This window comes from Novosphingobium sp. BL-A-41-Hi4A-0G (assembly GCF_055521735.1).
The window spans coordinates 2,611,053-2,635,129 of the sequence record NZ_CM145501.1; the positions used below are offsets into that span (position 1 = coordinate 2,611,053).

Sequence of the window (24,077 nt, forward strand, 5' to 3'; positions counted from 1 at the left end):
GCGGTACAGGGCAATGCACAGCGGGCGCCGGGGGAAGACTCCGGCGCCCGTTTCATTTGCGGCAACCTGCAAGTAATGCAGGTGCTGCGGATGGTCGCGGAGACAGACAAGCAATCGTGTAAGGTCTGACAATTGACCGAAGACTTGGGGAGCGATACAGGGGTGATCTATGGCAAAACCAAACGAAACGGACCGGCCCGCCGCAAAAGGCGGTGCGATGCTTGAAGGACTGGGCCGCATCAAGGTGCCCAAGTCGAGCGATGTGCTGGCCGAAAGGCTTAAGCAGGAGATCCTGAGCGACGCCTATCATCCGGGCTCCATGCTTCCGACCGAGCGCGATCTGGTCAACGCCACCGGCCTCAGCCGCGGTTCGGTGCGCGAAGCGCTGCGCATTCTCGAGGCGCAGGGACTCGTCCACACCCGCGCCGGGCGCTACGGCGGAACCACGGTTTCGACGCCGAGCGATGATCATCTTGTCGGTCACATCAACCTCTATGCCCGCGGCCGCAGCCTCCCGCTCGGCTCGCTTGCCGAAGTGCGTCTTGCGCTGGAACCGATGGTGGCCGCACTTGCCGCGCAGCGCCGCACCGAAGAGGACCTCGACACCTTGCGGGCGATAGCCGAAAGGATCGAATTGGCCGCCGAGAACGATCTCGACGCATTCCTCGAAGAGAACGTGAACTGGCACGATGCGCTTGCCGTGGCGAGCCACAACGACCTGCTGCGCGCGCTCGCCATTTCTGTCAGCGGACTGATGTTCGAAGCCTCGCAACTCAAGGAGTTCGCCGAGGCCGACGTGCGCCAGCGCGTTTGCGTTGCGCACCGCAAGATCCTTGAAGCCATAGAAGCGGGCGATGCCGATCTGGCCAAGCGCCGCGTCGAGCGTGACGTTCAGGCCTATGGCCGCATCCTCGAGGCTGCCATGGCAGCGGCTGACGCGGAAGTCGTCGAACCGAGCTGACGGCTCCACTCCATTGGCCATTCCAAAGCCGCGGCAGCCCTATACTGCCGCGGCTTTTTTTGCGCCAGATCGACTGCACGGCACCACCAGATGCCGATATTTCTTACGGTAGGACAATTGACATATTTGGACTAATTGATAGGTTGCGGGCAACAAGACTCAACGAGAGGAAGTCTGGAAACATGGCCGAGCAATCCCGTCCATCCGAAGTCGATGCCATTATCGTGGGAGCCGGCTTCTCCGGGCTCTACATGCTTCACCGCCTGCGCGGCGAGGGCTACACTACCCGCGTTTTCGACGCCGCAGGTGATGTCGGCGGCACGTGGTACTGGAACCGCTATCCCGGCGCGCGCTGCGATTCCGAAAGCCACTATTACTGCTATTCGTTCTCGGAAGAGATCCGCCGCGAATGGAAATGGAGCTGCCGTTATCCCGCCCAGCCAGAAATCCTTGAGTACCTGAACTTCGTTGCCGACCGGCTCGACCTGCGCAAGGACATCGAGTGCAACACCCGCGTGCTTTCGGGACACTACGACGAGAAGACCCACACCTGGCTGGTCGAAACGAGCAAGGGCGAGATTGTCCGAGCGCGTTACCTGATCACGGGGGTAGGCAACACATCGTCGCCTGCCCGTCCGGACCTGCCGGGGCTCGATAGCTTCAAGGGCAAAGTCTATCACACTGCGCTCTGGCCGCACGAGAAGGTGGATTTCACCGGCCAGCGTGTCGCGCTGATCGGCACCGGATCGAGCGGCATCCAGAGCACGCCGCTGATCGCCGAGGAAGCCGCGCACCTCACCGTGTTCCAGCGCACGGCGAACTACAGCGTGCCGGCCCGCAACCACCCGCTGACCGATGAGATGCGCCGCGAGCAGCTCGAAAACTTCCCAGAAGACCGCAAGATCACGCTTGCCTCGCCCATCGGCATGACCATCGTGCCGCCGACGATTTCCGCGCTCGAAGTCTCTCCCGAGGAAGCCCGCGCCAAGATGGACGAACTCTGGAACATCGGCGGCTTCCGCTTCATGTTCGCCAGCTTCAACGACATCGTCACCGACATCAACGCCAATGCGGTGGTCGCCGGATACATCACCGAGAAGATCCGCGAGACGGTGAAGAACCCGGCCGCCGCCGAGGTGCTGTGCGAATTCAACCATCCCGTCGGCACGAAGCGTCCGCCGATCGACACCAACTATTACGAAACCTTCAACCGCGACAACGTCAGCATCGTCAGCCTGCGCAAGAACCCGATCAAGGAAGCGACTGCCGACGGCCTGACGATGTCGAACGGCGATCACCACAAGTTCGACGCCATCGTCTTTGCCACCGGCTTCGACACTGTGACCGGCTCGCTGATCAAGATGAACCTGCACGGTCGCGGAGGCCAGTCGCTGGCCGACAAGTGGCAGGATGGCCCGAGCGCCTATCTCGGCCTGGCAACAGCCGACTTCCCCAACCTGTTCATGATCACCGGCCCGGGCAGCCCGGCGATCCTCACCAATTTCCCGGTCTGCATCGAACAGAACGTGGACTGGATCACCGACGTCATGAACCACATGCGCGATACCGGCGCGGTCGAGTTCGAAGCATCGCCCGAAGCCGAAGCCGAGTGGGTCAAGCAGATCACCGAGGAAGCCGACCAGACGCTCTTCCCGACCGTCGACTCCTGGTACATGAACTCGAACCTGCCGGGAAAACCGCGCGTGTTCACCGCCTATCTGTCAGGCATGCCCTCCTACGCAGCGATCTGCGAGGATGTGGCGCGCAACGGCTACAAGGGCTTCGAACTGCGCGGCGAGGAACAGGTCGCAGCCGCCTGACACCTCACAGCCGACACAAAAGAGAGGGGGGCCAAAGTTCGCTTTGGCCCCCCTTCCTGTTGGCAAAAACCCGCAATCCCGCGCGGCACCGCCGCAGCGTGACCAGCCTCAGCTGATCACGCCACTCGCAGTCATCCTTTCGAAGTCCGCCTGAGGAACGCCGAGCTTGCCCGTTATGACGCGCTGGTTGTCCTCACCAGTCAGCGGACCGCGCGTGCCGGTGGCAACGGCAAGGTCCGAGACGGTCCACGGAGCGCGGAACAGGACCTCATCGCCCAGCCCCGGAATCTCGACACGATCTGCAAGACCTCGCGCCGCGATCTGTGCGTCGGTCCAGACCCCTTCGATATCGTTGACGGGCGATGCCGGGACACCTGCTCCACGCAGTTCGGCGACCAGGTCATCGCGCTCCCGGCTCGCGGTCCAGTCGGCGATCATGGCGTCGAGCGTCTCGGCATGGGCAAGGCGATCCGCAGCTTGTGCGAAGGCGGGATCCTGTGCCCATGGCTGGTCCGGTGCCAGCCGGACGAGGGACTTCCAGTCGGCGTCATCGCGCACCGCGAGCGACAGCCAGCTGTCGTCCCCGCTCGCAGGATAGATGCCGTGAGGCGCCATCGCCGGATGGGCATTGCCCGCCGGCAGCGGCTGACGCCCCTCGACCTGCGCCTGCAGCACATAGGGTGTCAGCGTCGCGAGCAAGGCCTCGGTTTGCGACAGATCGATGTAGCAGCCCTGTCCGGTGGCTTCCCGGCGCGACAGTGCGGCAAACAGCGCCACGAGCGCATGCGCAGCGGCGTTGGGATCGCCAATGGCAAAGTTCAGCGCGCCGGTGGGCAACGAATCCGGATAGCCGACGAGCGATTCCAGCCCGACGAAGCTCGACATCGTCGGAGCATAAGTGCGCATGTCGGCAAGCGGTCCGAACTGTCCAGCGCCCGACATGGCGACCATGATCAGCTTTGGATTGAGCTTCGACAGCGTATCGAAGCCAATGCCCGAACGCTCGAGCGAGCCTGCCGACATGTTCTCGAGCACGATGTCGCTCGACGCAACAAGCTGCTTCAGGAGCGCAACGCCTTCAGGTTCCTTTAGGTTCAGCGTGATACCCGCCTTGCCCTTGTTGATCTGGTGGAACATCGGCGACATGTCGGTCGTGTCGCCTTCAAGCTTGACCCCGTCGCGGATGATGACGCCCGAGAGGCGCGAATTGTCGGGCCGCGCGCGATGCTCGACCTTGATCACCTCAGCCCCGAACTGAGCAAGGATGCTGCCAACCTGCGGGGCCGACCAGACCCAGCCCATGTCCAGCACCCTCAGGCCGCTCAGCGGACCGAATGAACCAAGCTGCTCCTTGCCACCGGTCTCGGCGAGCAAAGCATCGGCATGGCTGGCCTGTTGCGAAGTCCCCCGCTGGCTGGAGGTGCGGAATGGCAGACCAGGGCCGAGAAGCTTGCGGTTGTCGAGCGTCCATTCGCGCAGGAAGCCGCGCTCGGTGAGCTGCGACGTGGCGATCACGTCGGTCAGATCGCGCAAGGGGGCGATGGTCAGGCGGAAGCGGTCGGCGATCTCCTCGATCTCGGCCTTGGTCCGTTCGGCAAGCCAGGGCATGACCAGCGCATCGACTTCATCAGGATATTGCTGCCCCATCGCGCGCAGTTTCTGATAGCGCGGCTCCTGCGACCAGGCTGGCGTGCCCATGGCCTCGACGAAGCGCTGCCATTCGGCGCGCGTGCGGCCCGACAGGCAGACGGCGCCGTCCTTGCACGGGAGGATCACGAAAGGATAGGCCCCGCCCGAATCCGAGGCGCGCCGCCCTGCCCTTCGCCATGTCATGCCGTGATGGATGTAGAACCGGCAATTGACGCCGACATAGTGGGTCAGCACATCGTGCAGCGCGATGTCGACAATGCGCGCGCTCTTGCCATCAGGCCCGACAAGTCGCGCCATGAGTGAAGCGGCGGCGAGATGCGCGCCTGCCTGGCATTCGAGTACGCCCGGCGGAATGGCCAGTGGCGGTCGCCCCGGTTCGCCCAGCGCCCATGCCACGCTGGACTGTGCCTGTGCATTGAGCGGAACGGCGGCGATGTCGGCCAGGGGTCCGGTCAGTCCGAACACCGAGGTTACGCCGAATACGGTTTCGGGCTGAGCCGCTGCAAGATCGTCCAGCGACCGGCCGCACATTTCGGCAAGCCATGCCGCATCGTCGGTGATGACGATGTCCGCAGATGCGATTGCCGCAGCGGCATCGGACACGTGGATCTCCGTCTTGCGGCTCGCGTAGTAGGCGAGCGCCATGCAGATCGGATCGGAGCCCTCGGGCGCTGTGCCGATGCGCACCACCTCTGCCCCCATTTCGCGCAGCAGCCACCCGCAATAGGCCCCGCCGATGCCCCGGCTCGCCTCCACGACTTTGAGCGGCGCGTGCGTGGCAACGGTCATCATGCTGTCTCCTGAACGCCCGAGGCAGTGACTGCCGCACCGTCGTCAATCAAGGTATCGATCTTGGATTGGTCGAAGCCGCATTCACGCAGCACTTCGACCGTGTGTTCGCCTAAACGAGGCGCGCGTCGCACCCACGGCACAGGGCTGCCATCCGCCATCCACGGCAGGCGCACGTGGGGCACGCCATCGAGTTCGGCAAACGTCTGGCGCTCGGCAGCAGCAGTGGTGTTGACGGACTGCTCGAGGCCCGAGACCGGCGTCACCGGGACGCCTGCTGCATGCAGCCGTTCGACCCAGACCGCTGCATCGGCGCCCGCAAGCGCTGCAGTCATCTCTACCGTCAGCGCGGCATTGTTGCTGCTGCGATCGGCGACGGTGCGGAAGCGCGGATCGTCCACGAGGTGCGTCAGAGAAAGTACCTTGGCGACGCGTTCCCACAGGCGCTGGTTCGGCGCAGCAATCATCAGGTCGCCGTCGCGGGCGCGATAGACTTCGTAAGGCGAAGCGATCGGATTGCCCGATCCGGCCCGGCGCGGCCTCTGACCCGAGACTTTGGCAGCGGTGGCCTGATAGGCGACAAGGCTGAAGGCGGTATCAACCAGCGCGGTCTCCATCGCCTTCACCTGCTGGCCCTTCTGCCGCGCGAGCATCGCGGCAAGCACGCCCATCGCGATCCATTGGCCGGTACCGAGATCGATCACCGAAGGCGCGCAACGCACCGGTGGCGCGCCGTCATGGCCGTTCATCTGCATGATGCCGGTGAAGGCCTGCACCAGCGGATCATAACCCGGCAGTTCGCGCCCGGTCGGACCGTCGCCAAAGGCATTGAGCGCATAGTAGAGGATATCGGGATTTACCGCGCGGACCGCTTCCTCGCCGATGCCGATACGGTCCGCAACGCCGGGGCGCATGCTCTGCAGCAGGACGTCGCATCCCGCTGCAAGTGCCAGTGCCGCCTCGCGTCCTGCTCCGGTCGCGAGGTTGAGCACGATGCCGCGCTTGCCCGCGTTCATGTGGCGATGAACCACGCTCGCACCCTCGATCTCTGGCGCCCAGGCGCGGGCGTCGTCGCCCGATGGCGCTTCGACCTTGATCACGTCGGCGCCGAGCTGCGCGAGGATCATCGTGGCATAGGGGCCCGCCATGTTCGTCGAGAAATCCACGATCCGTACGCCCGCCAGCGGCGCAAACGGAGCGTGGTTGTGCCCTGTCCCGGACGTGTTTGGATTTACCATCAGACCCTCTAGCCATTTTGAATATTCTAAAGTAGGACCATAGAACGAAGTGGTCAAGCGCTGCAATGGTGAGAGGCGAAGATGCAAGCGAGTGAAGTGTCAGATCCGGCGCTCCGGCAAGGCGCAGTCCGCAATGCGGAATGGACGTTCGCAAGCGTCTGGGAAGCCGTGGCTGATGCGCTTCCTGACCGCATTGCCCTCTCGCATGCCGACAAGCGAATCACGTGGGCCGAACTGGACCGCCGCGCCGATAGCGTTGCCGCAGCCCTGCTGGCAGCGGGCCTGCAGCGGCAGGACAAGGTCGCGCTCTACCTGCACAATTCGCCCGCCTACATGGAAGGCGCTTTTGCGGCGCTGAAGGTCTCGCTGGTGCCGGTGAACACCAATTACCGCTATACCGGCGAGGAGCTCGTCCAGCTCTGGACCGATGCCGATGCGGCTGCGGTAATCTTCCAAGGCGCTTTCCTCGATCAGGCCGAGGCCCTGCGCAGTCGCTGTCCCACGGTGAAGGCGTGGCTCTTCGTCGACGACGGAACGGCACAGTGTCCCGACTGGGCGATCTCCTATAAAAACGCAGCCCATCGCGAGGCCGAGCGGCACATCGGCAGTGCCGACCGGTCGGGCGACGATCAGGTGATGATCTATACCGGCGGCACGACCGGCCTGCCGCGCGGGGTCATGTGGCGACAGCACGATTTCTACCTCGCCTCCAACACCACCCGCGACCCGGAGATTGCCGACTACGGCCACGTGCGCGCGCGACTGGAGGGTGCAAAGTCCACTGTCGGGCTGCCGGCCGCACCCCTCATGCACGGCACCGGCTTCGTCTTTGCGGCCACGATCCTCAATCGCGGCGGCACCGTGGTGACCCTGCCCGGCACCTCGTTTGACGTCGAAGCACTGCTGAACGCGATGACGGATCAAGGAGTCACCGATCTGTGTATCGTCGGCGATGCCTTCTGCCGCCCGATGGTCGACGCGCTCGACAATGCGCCCGAGCGCTGGAACCTCAAGGCGCTGCGCGTGGTCTCCTCATCGGGCATGGCGTGGAGCGCAGGGGTGAAGGAACGCCTTCTCGTCCACGCCCCCGACGCCTTGCTGATCGATTTCCTCAACGCAAGCGAGGCAAGCGGCATGGGCCGTGCGCTGACATCCAACCGCCGCAAGGACGGCCCGGCGCGCTTCGAGCTGGGGCGCAACGCCTGCGTGATCGGCGATGATGGCAAGCCGCTCGCACCCGGCGATCCGGTGCAGGGGCGGCTCGCCGTGCGCGGACACATTCCGCTCGGCTACTACAAGGACCCGGTCAAGACAGCGGCGACCTTCCCGGTGATCGACGGTATCCGATACTCGGTGCCGGGCGATCTTGCCAGGGTTGAGGCGGACGGAACGATCACGCTGCTCGGACGCGGTTCGACAAGCATCAATACCGGCGGAGAGAAGGTCTTTCCCGAGGAAGTCGAGGATGCCATCGTCTCGTTCCCCGGCATTGCCGATGCCCTGGTCGTCGGCGTGCCGAATGAAAGGTTCGGCCAGATGGTCACGGCAGCGGTTGAGACCAGCGACGGCACGCATGTCGACGAGGCGGCCCTGCTCGCGCACCTGCGCGGCAAGCTCGCCGGACACAAGATACCCCGGGCCATCATGCCAGTCGCCTCGATCGGCCGTGGTCCGAATGGCAAGGCCGACAGACCGGGCGTGACCGAGCGCATGATCGCGTGGCTCGAACAGCTTTCAACGGAGAAGCAAGCATGACCGAAACCGCACCGCATGTGCTCTACGAGAAGCGGGACGGCATTGCCCGCATCACGCTCAATCGGCCGGACAAGCGCAATGCGTTCTCGCCAGAGATGCTCGTGCGCTTGTGCGACATCTGGAAGGACGTGGCCGAAGACCGCGAGATCCGTGTCGCGCTCGTCACCGGCGCGGGAGACCAGGCCTTTTCGTCGGGCGGCGACCTTGGCAGCGTGATCCCGCTGATGATGCGCACGCGCCAGCCGGTCGGCGAATGGGAAGAGCGATTCTCGCAGGACCGCAAGCAGCTCTACAGGGCGATCCTGCGTGGCGCGAACTTCTTCAAGCCGGTGGTTGCGGCGATCAATGGCCATGCGCTGGCAGGCGGGGCCGAGTTCGTGCTGGCGACCGACATCCGCGTGATGTCGGAAACGGCAACGATCGGGGTAACCGAGGTGCGCCGTGGCTTGATCGCAGGCGGCGGCTCCCTGGTCCGGCTGGCCAGACAGGTGCCGTGGGCCATGGCGATGGAGCTTGCCCTTGTCGGCGAAGCGGTGACTGCGCAGCAGGCGATGGCGATGGGCCTCGTCAACCGCGTCGTCCCACCTGATCAGGTTCTGGCCGTGGCAGAGGACCTTGCCCGCCGCATCAGCCTCGGCGCGCCGATGGCGCTCGCCAAGACCAAGGAAGCCATGGTGCGCTCCAACGGCCTGCCCTTCGACGAAGCCTTCGCGATCGAGGCGCAGTGCACCAAGGACAACGCAGCCACGGCAGATGCCAAGGAGGGCCCCCGCGCCTTCATGGAAAAGCGCCCCCCGGTCTACACCGGGCGCTGACCGTAACTGGACACAGGCAAAAGAGAGAGGATACGAACGATGCGCGGCGTGGTCTTCACCGGCGACAGCACCCTTGAACTCATCGAATTCCCCGACCCGACCCCCGGCCCGCGCGATGTCGTGCTGGAAATCAAGGCCTCGGGCATGTGCGGCAGTGATCTCAAGCTCTATCGCCCGCCCGCAGGGGCCGCCTTCAAGGCATTGGGCCTCATGGACAGCGGCGAGCCGGTCATCGCCGGACACGAGCCTTGCGGCGTGATCGCGGCGGTCGGCAAGGACGTCGATCCGCGCATCGCCAAGGTCGGCGACCGGGTCACGCTGCACCATTACCAGGGCTGCATGACCTGCCCCGAATGCCGCAGCGGCTGGACCCAGATGTGCGACCGCACCGCCGTGATCTACGGTGTCACAGGCCATGGCGGCCACGCGCCCTACATGCGCGCTGCGGTGGAAACCGTGTTCGCGCTGCCAGAGGAAGTCTCGTTTTCGACCGGTGCTGCGGTCAGCTGCGGCACCGGCACGGCGTACGGTGCGCTGCTCCGGCTCGATCTCTCGGCGCGCGACACCATCGTGATCGTCGGGCAAGGACCGGTCGGCCTTTCCGCCACCCAGTTCGCCGCCGCCATGGGTGCGCGCGTCATCGCGGTCGACGTGAGTTCCGAGCGCGCTGCCACGGCCATGGCTTTCGGTGCACAGCATGCCATCGACGCCAGCGCCGAAGATCCGGTCGATGCGATCATGGCGCTCACCGGCGGCAAGGGCGCGAACAAGGTGCTCGACACCTCGGGCTCGCCTGCCGGTCGGCTTGTGGCGGTGCGTTGCGCCTCGCGCTGGGGCACGGTCTGCCTCGTCGGCGAAGGTGGCGAGATGACGCTAAACGTCAGCATCGACGTGATCCGCAAGCAGCTGACCATCGTCGGTTCGTGGACAGTGAACAGTGCCAAGCTGGCAGATTGCATCCGCTTCATCGCCGATCACGGCATCGAGGTGGACAAGCTCTTCACCGACCGCTGGGCACTCGACCAGGCAGAAGAAGCCTACAAGGCATTCGACAAGCAGGCCGCCGGCAAGGGCGTCTTCCTCAACTGACAAAAAGAGGCCCGGCGGTTCACCCCCTCCGGGCCATCAGTATGAAGAGAGGCTTTGCAGGGCCTCAGCCCAGATTCATCCAGACGGTCTTGTTATAGAGATATTCCTCCACGTGGCGGCGGCCGCCCTTCATGCCATAGCCGCTCATGCGATAGCCTTCGGACTGCACCGTCGGCTCGGTCGTGCCGTAGCAGTTTACCCACATCATCCCGGCGCGGACATCGCGCGCCACGCGGTGCGCCGTGCCGACGTCGCGCGTCCAGACCGCACCGCCAAGGCCATACTGCGTATCGTTGGCAAGGCGGACCACTTCTTCCTCGCTGTCGAAAGCGATGACCGAGGCAACCGGGCCAAAGATTTCTTCCTGCGCGGTGCGCATGTCGTTGCGCATGCCGGCCAGAACCGTGGGCGGCACGAAGAACCCGTCTGCCAGTTCGCCGCCGAGCCTCTCTCCGCCAGCGGCCACTAGCGCGCCCTCCGACCTTGCGAGGTCGAAATAGCCCGAGACGTTGGCCAGCTGCTTTCTCGAGACGAGGGGACCAAGCTGCGTCTGCGGATCGAGCGTGTCGCCCACGCGGATCGTCTTGCTGAAGGCGGCAAGCCGTTCGACGAATTCATCGTAGATCGGGCGCTGCACGAAGATGCGCGTGCCCGCGTAGCAGATCTGCCCGCTGTTGTTGAAACAGCCCATGCCCGCACCCGGCACCGCGCGGTCCAGATCAGCGTCGGCAAAGACGATATCGGGCGACTTGCCCCCGAGCTCGACCGCCACCCGCTTCATGTTCCCGGCCGAGGCTTCGATGATGCGGCGGCCGGTGACGGTCGAGCCGGTGAAGGCGATCTTGTCGACGTCCGGATGCGCGGCCAGCCGTGCCCCGGCGATCGATCCCATGCCGGTCACGACGTTGATCACGCCATCGGGCAGCCCCGCTTCCTGCATGATCTCGGCAAAGCGCAGCACGCCCAGGGACGCGTCCTCGGCCGGCTTGAGCACCAGCGTGCAGCCTGTGGCGAGCGTCGGGCAGATGCTCCAAAGTTGCGAGATCAGCGGCCCGTTCCACGGGATGATCCCGCCGACGACGCCGATCGGCGCGCGCAGGGTGAAGCTGAACATGTCACCGGGGAAGCTGTTGTGCGACGTCTCGCCCGCGAGTGCCACAGCCTGCCCGCCATAGAAGCGCAGAGCCTGGACGATCCAGCGCTTGTAGGTGCTTGTGCGCGCAATCGGCGCGCCCATGTCGAGCGTTTCGAGCACGCACAGTTCGTCGAAATGCTTCTCGACCGCATCGGCAATGGCCAGCATCAGCGCCTGCCGGTCAAACGGCTTGAACTTGCTCCACGGTCCCTCGAAGGCCGCACGCGCAGCCGCAACAGCGCGGTCGACGTCTTCTGCGCCGCCCTCCGCCAACTGGGCGATGACCTGTCCCGTGGCCGGATTGACGCTGTCGAAGGTGCGACCCGACAGGGCGTCGACCCACTGGCCGCCAATGAGCATGCGCTTGGGGCGACCATCGAGAAAGGGATGTTGCGTGCCGGTCATGCGAAAATCATCTCCGCTTTGACGATCTCGTTCGCCTTGGTGACTTCAGCCCCCACCTGCACGTGACAGGACGGGCAGGCAAAGCGGCGCAGGACGATGGGTTCATCACAGAAGTGCGCCGGATCGACGTTGGAGGGAATGACCGTCGCGGGGGTCTCCTCCATCAGCGCCGCCGCCTTGTAGTCGCCGCCATGGCCGCAATAACGGTGTCCGCAGCGGTCGCAGGCCAGCACGCGCTCGCCGTCCTGATCGACCGAGGCGATATAGGCGTGAACGCGGCGAGGTGGCTCTCCGGTCGCAGGTGTGAACGGCGAGGCATCGTTGATGCCCGACGCCTTCCATCCGGCACGGGCACCGCGCAGCTTGCCACGGAGCGCTTCGGTACCAGCCGCATCCACTTCGCCGTCAGCCGTGAGTGCCACGCCGTAGATGTCAGTTGCCGAACCCAGCGACGTGTAGCCGAGCGCAACATCGCGCGCGACCAGCGCCGGATCACGCTCGAGCGGATCGCCATAGCCGCCACCACCGCCGGTGCGGATCTCCATGACGTCGCCATTATCTAGCGGCGCACCATTCGACTTCGCCCGCAGCGGCACCACCTGATCGGCCTTGAGATCGTAGATGCTCGCAGGAACCGAACCCGCCTGCACGCGCTCGAGCAGATCGGTGCCGTAATACACCAGATAGTGCCCCGCAGGTGCGGGCAGACCGCCAAACAGGCCGCCGCAGTTCTGCGCCGAGATGCACTGGCCGCCCGAGTTGGTAACGACCGTCATCGACGCCGCGCGATAGGGCGTGATCGCTGAGCGCATGCCGTTGCCGCCGCGCCACTCGCCTGGCCCCCCGCCGTCCGCATCTTCCTTGCGGTAAAGGAACAGCAACGGGAACCACTGCTCGATCTGCTCGACATTGAGCACCATCGACAACGGGCTGAACGTCGGACCGCTCGAATCCACACCGTCGCCAAACGAGCGCGCGCCCGATCCGCAGCCGAACGAGTCGAGGATCGCCTGACCGAAGTACTTGCCGCGATCGTCATGGCCGATCAGCACAGGCAGCATGAAGTCGCCGCACGGCGCAACAAGATCAGAGCGCAAGTCGTCGCTGCAGGCCATCATGCGCGAGAGGATCGACTGGACCGCGTTCATCATCGGGATGGTCTGGAGAATGCCGCCGCTGACCGCCGTCGGGTAGTCGCAGCACATCAGCAGGCCTGGCGTCAGGTCATAGTCGATCTGCCGCTCGCACCCGCCATAGGCGAAGAGCTGCGAATAGAGCATCGACACCGAAATGATGCCGGTGATGCTGCCCGAGAACGAAGTGAAGGGAATGCCGTTGGTGCCCGGCGTCTGGGCATCGGTGCCGACATTGTTGATCGTGATGCGATCACCCTTCTTCGTCACCGTCAGTTGCGTGCGCTGGGTGGTGCGCTGGCCGGGCAGGGCTTCATCGAGATAGCGGATCTCGGTCCAGGTCCCGTCCGGCACCTTGAGCAGGGTCTGGCGGAAGCTCTCCTGTGCCTGATCAAGCATCCGGCGCATGGCCGCCTTGACGGTCTTTGCGCCATAACGCTTGCACAGGCCGATGATCTGGTCGCGCGCCAGCACGACGCCCGCAATCTGCGCGCGCAGGTCGAGCGCCACGAGATCGGGCATGCGCGACTGGCGCAGGTAGAGCGCTTCCATCTCGGGACGGATCTCGTCCTTCTCGACCATCTTGAACGGCGTCAGCACGACCGGGTCGGCATAGACGTCCTCGGCGTTCTGGGGCCAGCCGCCCGGCACGATGCCGCCGAGATCGTACTGGTGACCCGCGTTCGCCACCCAGCCGAAGAGCTGACCTTCGAAGAAGATCGGCGCGGTGAACATCACGTCCATCTGATGGCACGCGGCGATCCACGGATCGTTGCAGCACCAGATGTCGCCCTCGGCGATGCCCGGTTTGCCGCTATGCGTTTCGAGAATGTAGCGGATTCCGAGCGGCGCGCCTGCATTGAGGAACTGCACGTAGGGCGCGTTGACCACGACCTCGGCGTCCTCGGTCAGGATCGACATGTTGAAATCGAGCGAAGCGAGCAGGGGCGATCCCGAAATGCGGGTGATCGTGTCACCGTGGGCAAGGTTGATCGTCCACAGCTTCTGCCGGATCACCTCGAAGGTAACCGGATCGAGGTCCTCGTCATAATCGGTGTGCAACTGGAGGTTCGGCGAAATGCGCGTCATCCAGTCGGGCTTGGGCCGATAGCTGTGCGTGCGCCCGTTCCAGTCGATCTGAGCTTGTTCGGTCTGCATGAAAACTCTCCTCAGGCGCTGGCGTGGAGATCGATGACGACGCTGCCGGTCGGATCCACGCTGGCAGTGCAGCCATGCGGCACGACGACAGTCGTATCGGGGAATTCGATGATCGCAGGCCCCTGCGCCTTGAACCCGATACCGAGCCGCGCGCCGTCATAGACTGCGGATGACTCGGGCTTGCCGCCGCGTCCGTACCAGATCACGTCGCGAGGCTTCTTCGCAGCATCGCCCGTGGTATCCCCGCCCTGCTGGACGAGATCGCCGAGACGCAAGCCGGAAAGCTTGGCCGTCCCGTGAACCTGAAGGCTGGTCAGGCCGAAGCCGACGCCGGCAAAGCCGCTGCCCTTGCCGTAGAGGCGCTCGTATTCGGTCTCGAACGTGGCGACCAGCCGCTCGACAGTGGCCGCATCGTACGTGCCGCTTTCGGCAGGCACCGCCACCTGGTTGATCTGCAACTGGTAGCGCATTTCGGCGAAGCGATGGAACTCCACTGCCTCTGCGGGAACGCCCTGCTTGGCCAGCTTGGCAGCAACGCGCTCTTCCAGCGCGGGCCAGCGTGCGTTGATCTCTTCAGGATCGAATGGGCTCGAAAGGCTCATAGCGGTCTGTTCGGTCACCAGCGCTTCCGATGCGGAAATGCCGAAAGCAGACCAGCCTGCCGCAAGGTTGCTCATCGGGATGACGACGGAGCGGGCACCCAGTTCGCGCGCGATGGCCGCGCTGTGCAAGCCGCCGCCGCCGCCGAAGCCATAGAGCGAGAATTCGCGCGGATCATGGCCCTGCTGCGTCAGGGTAAGCCAGATCGCGTCTGCCATCTGACTGTCGATGATCTGGAGCGCGGCCGCTGCGGTCTGCTTGCCGTCGAGCCCAAGCGGAGCGCCGATGCGCGCCAGCGCCGCTTCTGCCGCCGCGACATCGAGCGTTATCTTGCCGCCGAAGAAGTAGGCCGGATCGTAGTAGCCAAGCACCACCGCCGCATCGGTGACGGTCGGTTCGGTACCGCCGCGCCCGAAGCAGACCGGCCCCGGCCGCGCGCCTGCGCTGTGCGGGCCGACCTTGAGAACCGATCCTTCCGTGCGGATGATACTGCCGCCACCTGCGCCCACCGAGCGGACATCGAGCGTCGGCACGAAGTACTCGTACTGGCCGTAGCTGGCAGTAGGACGCCGGACCGGCACGCCGTCATAGATTGTGCCGATATCGAGCGTGGTGCCGCCGACGTCTGCCGTGATCACGTTGCGCCCGCCTCCGACTTCGGCCGCCTTGGCAAGGCTCGCCGCGCCGATCAGGCCTGCGACCGGGCCCGACCCCACTGTCAGCACCGGCACTTCACGCGCGTGGTCGGCATCGATCAGGCCGCCCGTGCACGACATGATCTGCAGCGAGCCGGTATAGCCGTTCTTGTCGAGATCGACTTCGAGCGCTTCGAGATAGTTCCGCATCGGCGGGCCGATCAGCGAATTGACGATCGTGGCGATCGTGCGCTCGTACTCGCCCACGCGGGGGCTGACTTCCGATGAGATCGAGACAAACATGCCAGGCGCGATCTCGTGCACCAGTTCGCGCAGGCGCTTTTCGTGGGTGTCATTGACCGAGGACCACAGCAGCGAAATGGCGATGGCCTCTACGCCCTGATCGACGATGCGCCGGATGGATTCGCGGGCGGTGTCCTCGTTCAGCGCGGCAAAGACCTTGCCGTCGAACGTGATCCGCTCGTCGATCCCCTCGCACAGTGACTTCGGGACCAGCGGAGCAGGCTTGGTCTGCTTGGCAACGTGGGCGATTTCGATTGCGGGCTGGTATTTGAGCCGGTTGCCGGCCTTCATGATGAACACGGTATCGGTATGGCCCCGGCTTGCCAGCAGACCGACCTTCGCCGTCTTGTGCTCGACCAGCGCGTTCGTGCCGACGGTGCAGCCGTGATAGACCTGTGCGTTGGCCAGCATGTCTTCCAGCGACACGCCGTGCATGTCGGCAGCGGCGCGCAACGAGCCGATGAAGCCGGTCTGGAAGTCCGGCGGGGTCGACGACGACTTGCCGATCCTGACGACGGGCGGAGACCCGTCGTCGAGGGTCTTCAACGCGACGCAGTCGGTGAATGTGCCGCCAATATCGACACCCACAATGAATCGCACGCTACACTCTCCCGGCACATAAAGTTTATTGGTCTAATAATTAGACTTTGCGTTGTGAGGGCTGTCCTGTCAAGCCCGTTGCGTCAGGCGACAACCGCATTGAGGGCACCATCGACGACCATCACCGCACCGTTGACGAATGACCCGGCATCGCTCGCCAGCAGGATCACCGGCCCGACGAGTTCCTCGAGTTCGCCCAGACGTCTGGCAGGCATCCGGCGGATGTAGTCCTGCCCGGCGGGTGACTCGAAGTAGTCGGCATTGAGTTCGGTCCTGAACCAGCCGGGTGCCAGCGTGTTGACGCGGATCCCGTGCTTCATCAGGTCGACACTCATCGCCCGGGTAAGCTGGATCGTCGCGCCCTTGGACGCGCAGTAGGCGGTCTGCCCCGGTTGCACGGCAAGGCCAAGCACCGACGAGACATTGACAATGCTGCCGCCCTTCCCCGCCGCGATCAGCCGCCGCGCGCCTTCCTGCGCCACGTCCCAAACGCCCTTGAAATTGGTGTTCATCACGAAGTCGCGCGCCGCGTCATCCATCTTCATGAAGTTGGCAGGCGAACTGGTCCCTGCATTATTGACGATCACGTCGATCGTCCCGAAAGCCGCTTCGGCCTCATCGAAGGCGGCGATCACGCTGGCCTTGTCGGTCACGTCCATCGCCACGGCTGTGGCAGCGCCACCCGATGCCACGATCTCGGCGGCCAGCTCGGCAACCCTATCCTTGCGCCGCGCAGCACAGACCACCCGTGCCCCCGCCTCGGCAAGCCCCTTGGCGAGCGCATGGCCGATACCGCTCGAAGCGCCGGTGACGAGTGCGGTCCGTCCGGCCAGAGAAAACTTGTCCAGCACCATGTGCGGCACTCCCTTGATTGTCAGTGGGATGGGGGCTCCGGCGCAAGGCCGGGGAATGTCCTGAGCATCAGCGCCACCGCGCTTGCCGGAGCGAGGTCACCCGATTGCACGCGCGCGCAGATCGCCTCGACCTCCGGCCCTGCCAGATCGCGCACGAACTGACCCGCCAATGTGGAAGCCAGCACGCCTAGCATGCGCTGCGTGCGGAAGGTGCGGTTTGGCAGCGTGGCGTTTGCGGGTGTCCGGCTCTCGATTGCGGTGGCCAATTCCGCCACGCCTTCGCCGCTTGTCGAGGACGTTCGCATCACCGACCGCTCGCGAGGATCGGCAGAGCAGTGCAGCATGACTTCGAGCTGCCGTGCCGTCTCCTCGGCCCCCGGCAGGTCCGCCTTGTTGACCACAAGGATGTCCGCGATCTCGAGAATGCCCGCCTTGATCGCCTGCATCTCGTCACCCAGGCCCGGCGGGCAGATCACCAGCTTGAGGTGGGCAAGGTCGGCGATGCCGATCTCGGACTGACCGGTGCCGACCGTCTCGATGATCACCACATCCATCCCGGCCGCGTCGAGCACGTCGACCACGGTGCTGGTCATCCGCGTCAGGCCGCCGAGGTGCCCCTTGGTCGCAAGCGAGCGGATGAACACGTTAGGATTGCGACTGTGCGTGGCCATGCGCACGCGGTCACCCAGCAGCGCGCCGCCGCTGAAGGGACTGGTCGGATCCACCGCGACGACCGCGACCTTGCGGCCACGCCCCGTCAGCTCGGTAATCAGCGCGCTGATCAAGCTCGACTTGCCCGCGCCCGGCGGGCCGGTCACACCGACGACCTGCGCGCGGCCGAGGTGCGGCTGGATCAGCCGGACGATGTCTGCCGCTGCCGCAGACTCGTTCTCCACCGCCGAAATCGCCCGCGAAATGGCGATCGGCTTGCCTTCGAGCAGGTCGTCATGAAGCGGCATCGTGTGCGCCGTCCTCAGGCCTGACGGACGGACTGGTATTCGGCCGCAAGGCTGAAAAAGGTTTCGACCACGTCGGCCATCTTGGCGCCGCCCCGGAAGATCGACTTCACGCCCGCCTGTTCAAGCGGCTCGACATCGAACGGACGGATAGTGCCGCCGATAACCACGGGAATGTCGGCCACGCCCTGGTCGCGCATGATCTGCATGATCTTCTCGGTGGTCTGGACCTGCCCGCCCGACATGAAGCTGATGCCGATCACATCGACGTCTTCCTGAATGGCCGTGCTCACCACGTCCTCGGGCGTCTCGTAGTCGATCAGGATCACTTCCATCGCTGCGTCGCGCAGCGCCATGGCGATGGTGGCGATGGCGCGGTCGTGGCTGTCAATGAAGCTCTTGGTCAGCAGCACGCGCGGCGTGACCGTGGCGGAAGGGGCAGGGGGAGTCATGGCATTGTCCTTGTTCACTTGTTGCGACCGAAGACCGAGAACAGCACCTGCTGCATCTCGCCCAGCGTGGCATCGGCACTCGCCGCATCGACCAGCGCGGCCATGACCGATCCGATCTCGCGACCGTCCTTCACCGCAAGGCATGCCTCGCGCAGGCGATTGATCGCGGCGACGCACTTGGCATGGTCACGCTGCGCCTTGTGGCGCGCGAGGTCCTCCATAGCGAGGCGCGCGGCCTCCGGATCGGGCTGGAAGACCTTGGTCATGTCGGGCTCTTCGGTGACGTACTTGTTCACGCCGACCATGACCCGGATCCCGTCTTCCACCTCCTTGCGCCACTTGAACGCCGAGGCCGAGACCTGCTGCTTGATCCAGCCGGATTCGATGCAGGCGACCAGACCGCCCCGCGCATCGATGTCGGCGATGATCTCGTAGACCTTCTCCTCGATCTGGTTGGTCAGGCTCTCGACGTAGAACGAGCCACCCAACGGATCGGACACGTCGGTCACGCCGATCTCTTCGGCGATGATCTGGCTGGTGCGCAGGGAGAGCGTGACCGCTTCCTCGGTCGGCAGGCCAAGCGCCTCGTCATAGGCGTTGATGGTCATGCTGTTGACGCCTGAAAGCACCGCCGAAAGCGCGCCATAGGCATTGCGCACAAGGTTGTTCAGCGGCTGCTGCACGGTCAGCAGCGATCCTGCCGTCTGGGCGTGGATGCGCGCCTGCATCGAGGCGCTCTTGCAGCAACCGAAACGCTCCTTGTTGACCTTGGCATAGACGCGGCGCAGCGCGCGGGTCTTGGCAATGTCCTCGAAGAAGTTCTCGCCAAAGCGCATGTGGAAGCCGAAGCGCGGAACAACATCGTCCGGATCGATCCCCAGCCGCACGCATTCCTCGTTCACCGCGATGATCGCGGCGATCGAATAGGCCACGGCCTGCACGTTGTCGGCGCCGGCCTCGCAGATGTTGTGTTCGCTGATCGTCAGCGTGTTCCACAGCGGCACATGGACGCTGCAGTATTTGGCGATGTCGGCGATCAGGCGGTAGCTGCCCTTGGGCGAGAAGTTGACCCCGCCACTGTGGCCGAAAAAGTCCCAGATATAGTTGGTGATGTTCCCGCCCAGTTTGTCGAGCGCGAAGCCCATGCGCTGCGCGGCGGCAAGATAGAGCGCCAGCATCGGCGGCGAGCCCGCGTTGCAGACCATCGACAGCGTCGTGCGCTCGAGGTCCTTGCCCGCCATCAGCACTTCGTAGTCGCTGGCCTTGCAGATCGAGACGCCGCAATCCCCGATCGAGCCCTGCACCGCCTCGTAGTCCGGGTCGTAGCCCATCGAGGTCGGCATATCGAAGATGATGTTGTAGGCTTCTCGCCCGAAGTAGCCCTTGACCCCGCCTTCCTCCTTGAGAAGGTCCATTCGCGTGCGGGTCTGTGCAGGCGTGCCGAAGCCGATGATCTGCAGGTCCATCCACGGCTGGTACTGGTAATGGATCGGATAGATGCCGCGCGTGTAGGGATATTGCCCCGGCATCGGCGCATCGACGAGTTCGCCGCTGGACAGGTCGCCCGAGTGATAGACAGGACGCACTTGCGTGCCCGACCGGTTTTGCGAAACGAAGGTCTGCTCGCCATAGCGCTTCTGCAGCGTTTGCAGCCACGCTGCGTAGTGGGTGCCAGTGCTGCTGGCGTGGGTATCTGTCATCGGAAGCTGTCCTTCCTGAAAATGCCTGGGTGTTTTCCGGGTCGACAGGTTCGACCCCTGGAGTTGGATCAGGAGGGCAAGGCCTCGGCGTTCTCGCGGCGCAGTTCCATGTCGGGTTCAAGCCCCGAGGCCAGCCAGTCCTTGAGCACTTGCATGTACTCGAACGGGCCACCGCCATAGTTGCTGAGCCAGATCGAATCCCGCTCGTTGTGCCCCTCGTTGTTGTAGTAGCCGGGGGTGCATTCGCGCAGGAACGTGGTGTCCTCCACGGCCTTGCTCCGCAGCACGTCGAGCCAGCGCGCCTCGGCCTCGCTGGTCACCTCGAAGGTTGTCACATCCGCTTCCTTGCAACGCCGGACGATGGCGGCATAGTGCTCGGCCTGACGGCGGTTCATGAACGTGATGTTCCAGGTGATCCCCGCCTGTTTGAGACCGCTGATGACACCCATGTTCGGGAAGTTGCGGGTGAACATGCCGTGCAGCGTGTGCCGCCCGTCCTTCCAGTTCTCGCTCAGCGTCACGCCGCCTCGGCCGTGCATGTCAAAACCCGCAGTGCGATCAGGGGGCGAAGCGACCTCGAAACCCGAGGCGAAGATGATGCAATCGACCTCATATTCGACGCCGTCGAAGACGATCCCCTTCTCGGTGATGCGATCAAGGCTGCGACCGAGCGTGTCGATCAGCGTCACGTTGGGGCGGTTGAAGGTCTCGAAGTAGCCATCGACGAACAGCGGCCGCTTGCACATCCAGTTGTACCACGGCTTCAGTGCTTCGGCAGTCTTCGGGTCCTTGACGATGCTGTCGATGCGCGCGCGCATCTCGTTCATCTTCTCGAAGTCGGCAATCTGGCGGCGACGGGCCATTTCCTCGGGGCCCTCGCTCTGCGCCGAAAACATCGCGTCAGTCATGCGAGCCCAGTTGCGGGTCCAGCCATCGCCGATCAGGTCTTCGTTCTGCGGGATCGAATTGACGAAGCCCTCGAAGTTGAGCGCACGCCGCTCCCACCAGCCGGGCTGCTGGCTGTTCCACCAGTCGGGATCGGTCGGCGCGTTCTCGCGCGCGTCCACCGCCGCAGGCGTGCGCTGCACGACATAGAGGTGACCTGCCGAAGCGCCGAGGTGCGGGATCGCCTGCACCGCACTCGCGCCCGTGCCGATGATCGCCACGCGCTTGTCAGCCAGCCCGGTGAGTCCTCCGGCATTGCTGCCGCCGGTATAGCCGTAGTCCCATCGCGCAGTATGGAATACATGGCCCTTGAAACTCTCGATCCCGTGAATGCCGGGAAGCTTGGGCCTGCTGAGTATGCCGCTCGCCATGCAGATGAAGCGGCCACGGATTTCATCGCCCCGATCGGTGGTGACGATCCAGCGCTGGCGTTCCTCGTCCCAGTCCGCACCGGTCACCCCGGTCTGCAGATAGGCACGGTCATAGATGCCGGCGTTGCGCGCGATGCGCCGCGCATGCTCGAGAATTTCGGGGGCGGCAATGTACCGCTCGGACGGCATCTCGCCGTAGTCCTCTATCAGCGGAAGGTAGTTGTAAGCGTCGACGTCGCACCGGCAGCCGGGATAGCGGTTCCAGTACCAGGTCCCGCCGATGTCGCTGCCCTTCTCGATCACGCGATAATCGTCGATCCCTTCGCGGTGCATGCTCACCGCCATCAGCAGTCCGGAGAAGCCGCCGCCGACGATGACCATTTCCACGTCCTCGCTGATCGGATCGCGGGTGACCGGCGCTTCGGCGTAGGGATCGTAGATGTCCCCGAAGAACGGGTGATCGACTTCGCGATACTGCTCGACGCCCTTCTCGTGGATGCGCTTGTCGCGCTCTTCCAGATACTTCTGCCGCAGCGCTTCGAAATCGGCCACGGGATCGAGGGTCTTGGTCATGGCACTCTCCGGATTCTTGGTCTTATTGTTCGGCTTCAACGCGATCTGTTCACAGGGTCGAGCACGACCCCGTCGGCGATCAGGGATTTGATGTCCGCTTCGATCAGCCCCAGACTGGCAAGTACGGCGGGACCATGCTCACCCAGACGAGGCGGAAGCGAGCGCAACGGCAGGCGCGCGCCATCGGCACGGATCGCGGTCGCCACCGAGCGCATGCCGCCTTCAGCCTCGTGGACCATGCCTGAGGCGGCGGTCTGCGGGTGGGCACTAAGCTCGCCGAAGTTGTGCACGGGCGATGCAGGAATGCCGCTCGCTTCGCAAAGCGCCAGCCAATCGGCCCGGTTGCGCGTCAGCAACAGCTTGCCGACCATCCCGACAACCTCATGCCGATGCGCCACCCGGGCTGCGCCCGTGGCGAAGCGCTCGTCCTCGGCCCAGGCGGGATTGCCGGTCAGCGCGCAGAAGCTGCGCCACAAGGCGTCGTTGGCAATGCCCAGGATGATCGGCGCATCGGCCGTGTCGAAGGCTTCGTAAGGGCAAAGCGAATCGTGCGCCGATCCGCGCCGCTGCGGCTCCACTCCGGTTTGCCAGAAGCCCTGCAACATGTAGCCCAGCAAGCCGACCGCCGAATCGAACAGCGAAGCCTCCAGCTTCACGCCCTTGCCACTCGCCTGCACCTGAAGCAGCGCCGCGAGGATGCCGATGACGGCATTGAGGCCGGTGGTCTGGTCGACCGGCGAGAACGGGCTGCGCGCCATGCCGCCGTCGGGATGGCCGGTGATCGGCAGCATCCCGCAGAAGGCCTGCGCGATCAGGTCGTAACCCTTGCCCTCGCGCATCGGACCCTGCGTGCCGAAACCCGAAATACTGGCATAGACGATGCGCGGATTGATCGCGCGCATCGCCTCCCAGCCAACGCCCAGCCTGTCCGCCACGCCAGGCCCGAAGCTTTCGACCACAACGTCTGCCTGCGCACAAAGCCGGCGGACGAGATCGAGCCCGCGCGGCGCTTTGAGATCGACCGCGATGCTCTTCTTGTTGCGATTGACCGAAAGGAAGATCGTACCGGTGCCCTCGCGGAACGGAGGCCAATGGCGCGTATCGTCACCACCCATCGGCTCGACCTTGATCACGTCCGCACCCAGATCGGCCAGCACCTGCGTGCATAGCGGCCCGGCCAGGATCTTGGTGAGATCCAGCACGCGCCGACCGGCCAGAGGGAGAAATGCTCCATCATCGGACTGCTGCGGTTCGATCTGCCTCACCCTTTCATTGGTTGGGAAATTAAATGGTCCAACAATTGACTTGTTGCCTTATTGCCCATATCACCACGGAAGACAACACGGAAATGCACGTTGGGGAAGTGGATCGGGAAGGCAGATGCTGGACGCGCTCGGCAGGATCAAAGTTCTCAAATCCAGCGACCTGCTGGCCGAGCGCCTGAAGGAAGGCATCCTCAGCGACGAGTATCCGCTGGGCGCGGCCCTGCCGACCGAGCGCGAACTTGTCGAGACGACCGGGCTCAGCCGCGGCTCGGTGCGCGAAGCGCTGCGCATCCTTGAAGCGCAAGGCCTCGTCGAGACCCGCTCGGGCCGATACGGCGGCTCGACCGTTGCCCAGCCGAGCGATGCCCTGCTGGCCAGCCACATCGCGCTCTATGCCAAGGGCCGCAGCGTCTCTTTGCGCTCGTTGGTGGGCGTCAGGCTCGCACTTGAGCCGATGGTCGCCCAGCTCGCCGCGCAGAACCGGACCGACGAAGACCTTGCAGCCCTTCGCGCAATCTCCGCGCGCCTCGAAGCCGCAGCGGCAAACGACGTGCCCTCGTTCCTGCAGGAAAACGTGAAGTGGCACGATGCGCTGGCTCTGGCGAGCGACAACGAACTGCTCTGCACGCTCAGCCGCTCGGTTTCCGGCCTGATGTTCCAGGCCTCGGCCATCGAGAACTTCGCTTCGTCCGAAATCCGCCAGCGCGTGGTCCGCGCGCACGAGCGCATCCTTGAGGCAATCGAAGCGGGCGATGCCGAAGCGGCAAGGCGCAGGGTCGAGCGTGACGTGCAGGCCTATGCCACGTTCCTCGAAGCGGCTGTCGCGGCAGCGGGCATCAAGCCTGACGGACATTGACGTGAAGAAGTAGAAGAAG

The 24,077-nt window shown here is 64.5% G+C and carries 17 protein-coding genes; 6 read left to right on the forward strand and 11 right to left on the reverse strand.

All coding sequences use genetic code 11. The annotated features are described in order from the left end of the window. The first annotated feature begins 169 nt into the window (after positions 1-169). Positions 170-961, forward strand: coding sequence for a FadR/GntR family transcriptional regulator (locus ACZ1JX_RS12635; protein ID WP_465123898.1), 792 nt, complete (start codon positions 170-172; stop codon positions 959-961). 182 nt (positions 962-1,143) lie between these two features. After that, positions 1,144-2,781, forward strand: coding sequence for a flavin-containing monooxygenase (locus tag ACZ1JX_RS12640; protein ID WP_465123899.1), 1,638 nt, complete (start codon positions 1,144-1,146; stop codon positions 2,779-2,781). Between the two features lie 108 nt (positions 2,782-2,889). Here the strand turns inward: ACZ1JX_RS12640 and ACZ1JX_RS12645 are convergent, their stop codons facing one another. Both ACZ1JX_RS12645 and ACZ1JX_RS12650 read right to left on the reverse strand, forming a co-directional pair. Further along, positions 2,890-5,223: a CaiB/BaiF CoA-transferase family protein gene (locus tag ACZ1JX_RS12645; protein ID WP_465123900.1), complete on the reverse strand. Its 2,334-nt coding sequence runs from the start codon at positions 5,221-5,223 to the stop codon at positions 2,890-2,892. Next, positions 5,220-6,458, reverse strand: a complete 1,239-nt coding sequence (locus ACZ1JX_RS12650; protein WP_465123901.1) for a CaiB/BaiF CoA transferase family protein — start codon at positions 6,456-6,458, stop codon at positions 5,220-5,222. The genes ACZ1JX_RS12645 and ACZ1JX_RS12650 overlap by 4 nt, the downstream gene beginning before the upstream one ends. 81 nt (positions 6,459-6,539) lie before the next feature. On the opposite strand from ACZ1JX_RS12650, the gene ACZ1JX_RS12655 reads away from it, so the two are divergent. From ACZ1JX_RS12655 to ACZ1JX_RS12665, 3 genes are read left to right on the forward strand one after another with little or no spacing between them, the layout of a single operon-like run. After that, the gene (locus ACZ1JX_RS12655) at positions 6,540-8,213 is read left to right on the forward strand and encodes an AMP-binding protein (protein ID WP_465123902.1); all 1,674 of its coding nucleotides are present in this window, start codon (positions 6,540-6,542) and stop codon (positions 8,211-8,213) included. Continuing rightward, a complete protein-coding gene (locus ACZ1JX_RS12660; RefSeq protein ID WP_465123903.1) occupies positions 8,210-9,028 on the forward strand; it encodes an enoyl-CoA hydratase/isomerase family protein in 819 nt (272 codons plus the stop codon). Before ACZ1JX_RS12655 ends, ACZ1JX_RS12660 begins: the two co-directional genes overlap by 4 nt. A 39-nt stretch (positions 9,029-9,067) precedes the next feature. Then, positions 9,068-10,117 (forward strand): zinc-dependent alcohol dehydrogenase family protein, encoded by a 1,050-nt coding sequence (locus tag ACZ1JX_RS12665; RefSeq protein ID WP_465123904.1) that lies wholly within the window; start codon positions 9,068-9,070, stop codon positions 10,115-10,117. A 64-nt stretch (positions 10,118-10,181) separates the two neighbouring features. Here the strand turns inward: ACZ1JX_RS12665 and ACZ1JX_RS12670 are convergent, their stop codons facing one another. The 9 genes from ACZ1JX_RS12670 to ACZ1JX_RS12710 form a co-directional block, all read right to left on the reverse strand. Next, positions 10,182-11,657 carry an aldehyde dehydrogenase family protein gene (locus ACZ1JX_RS12670; protein WP_465123905.1) on the reverse strand — a complete coding sequence of 492 codons (1,476 nt, stop codon included), beginning with the start codon at positions 11,655-11,657 and terminating at the stop codon, positions 10,182-10,184. Continuing rightward, positions 11,654-13,948, reverse strand: coding sequence for a hydantoinase B/oxoprolinase family protein (locus tag ACZ1JX_RS12675; protein ID WP_465123906.1), 2,295 nt, complete (start codon positions 13,946-13,948; stop codon positions 11,654-11,656). Before ACZ1JX_RS12675 ends, ACZ1JX_RS12670 begins: the two co-directional genes overlap by 4 nt. Positions 13,949-13,959: 11 nt before the next feature. After that, a complete protein-coding gene (locus tag ACZ1JX_RS12680; RefSeq protein WP_465123907.1) occupies positions 13,960-16,086 on the reverse strand; it encodes a hydantoinase/oxoprolinase family protein in 2,127 nt (708 codons plus the stop codon). Positions 16,087-16,169: 83 nt separating this feature from the next. Continuing rightward, positions 16,170-16,940, reverse strand: coding sequence for an SDR family NAD(P)-dependent oxidoreductase (locus ACZ1JX_RS12685; RefSeq protein ID WP_465123908.1), 771 nt, complete (start codon positions 16,938-16,940; stop codon positions 16,170-16,172). Positions 16,941-16,960: 20 nt separating this feature from the next. Next, positions 16,961-17,899: a methylmalonyl Co-A mutase-associated GTPase MeaB gene (gene meaB, locus ACZ1JX_RS12690; protein ID WP_465123909.1), complete on the reverse strand. Its 939-nt coding sequence runs from the start codon at positions 17,897-17,899 to the stop codon at positions 16,961-16,963. Between the two features lie 14 nt (positions 17,900-17,913). Next, positions 17,914-18,348, reverse strand: a complete 435-nt coding sequence (locus tag ACZ1JX_RS12695; protein WP_465123910.1) for a cobalamin B12-binding domain-containing protein — start codon at positions 18,346-18,348, stop codon at positions 17,914-17,916. Between the two features lie 14 nt (positions 18,349-18,362). After that, entirely contained in the window at positions 18,363-20,048 is a 1,686-nt protein-coding gene (locus tag ACZ1JX_RS12700) for a methylmalonyl-CoA mutase family protein (protein WP_465123911.1), read from the reverse strand. A gap of 68 nt (positions 20,049-20,116) precedes the next feature. Further along, complete coding sequence (locus ACZ1JX_RS12705) at positions 20,117-21,937, reverse strand: flavin-containing monooxygenase (RefSeq protein WP_465123912.1); 1,821 nt, start codon at positions 21,935-21,937, stop codon at positions 20,117-20,119. A 35-nt stretch (positions 21,938-21,972) separates the two neighbouring features. Then, complete coding sequence (locus ACZ1JX_RS12710) at positions 21,973-23,202, reverse strand: CaiB/BaiF CoA transferase family protein (RefSeq protein ID WP_465123913.1); 1,230 nt, start codon at positions 23,200-23,202, stop codon at positions 21,973-21,975. Between the two features lie 115 nt (positions 23,203-23,317). On the opposite strand from ACZ1JX_RS12710, the gene ACZ1JX_RS12715 reads away from it, so the two are divergent. Continuing rightward, positions 23,318-24,058: a FadR/GntR family transcriptional regulator gene (locus ACZ1JX_RS12715; RefSeq protein WP_465123914.1), complete on the forward strand. Its 741-nt coding sequence runs from the start codon at positions 23,318-23,320 to the stop codon at positions 24,056-24,058. Positions 24,059-24,077: the final 19 nt, after the last annotated feature.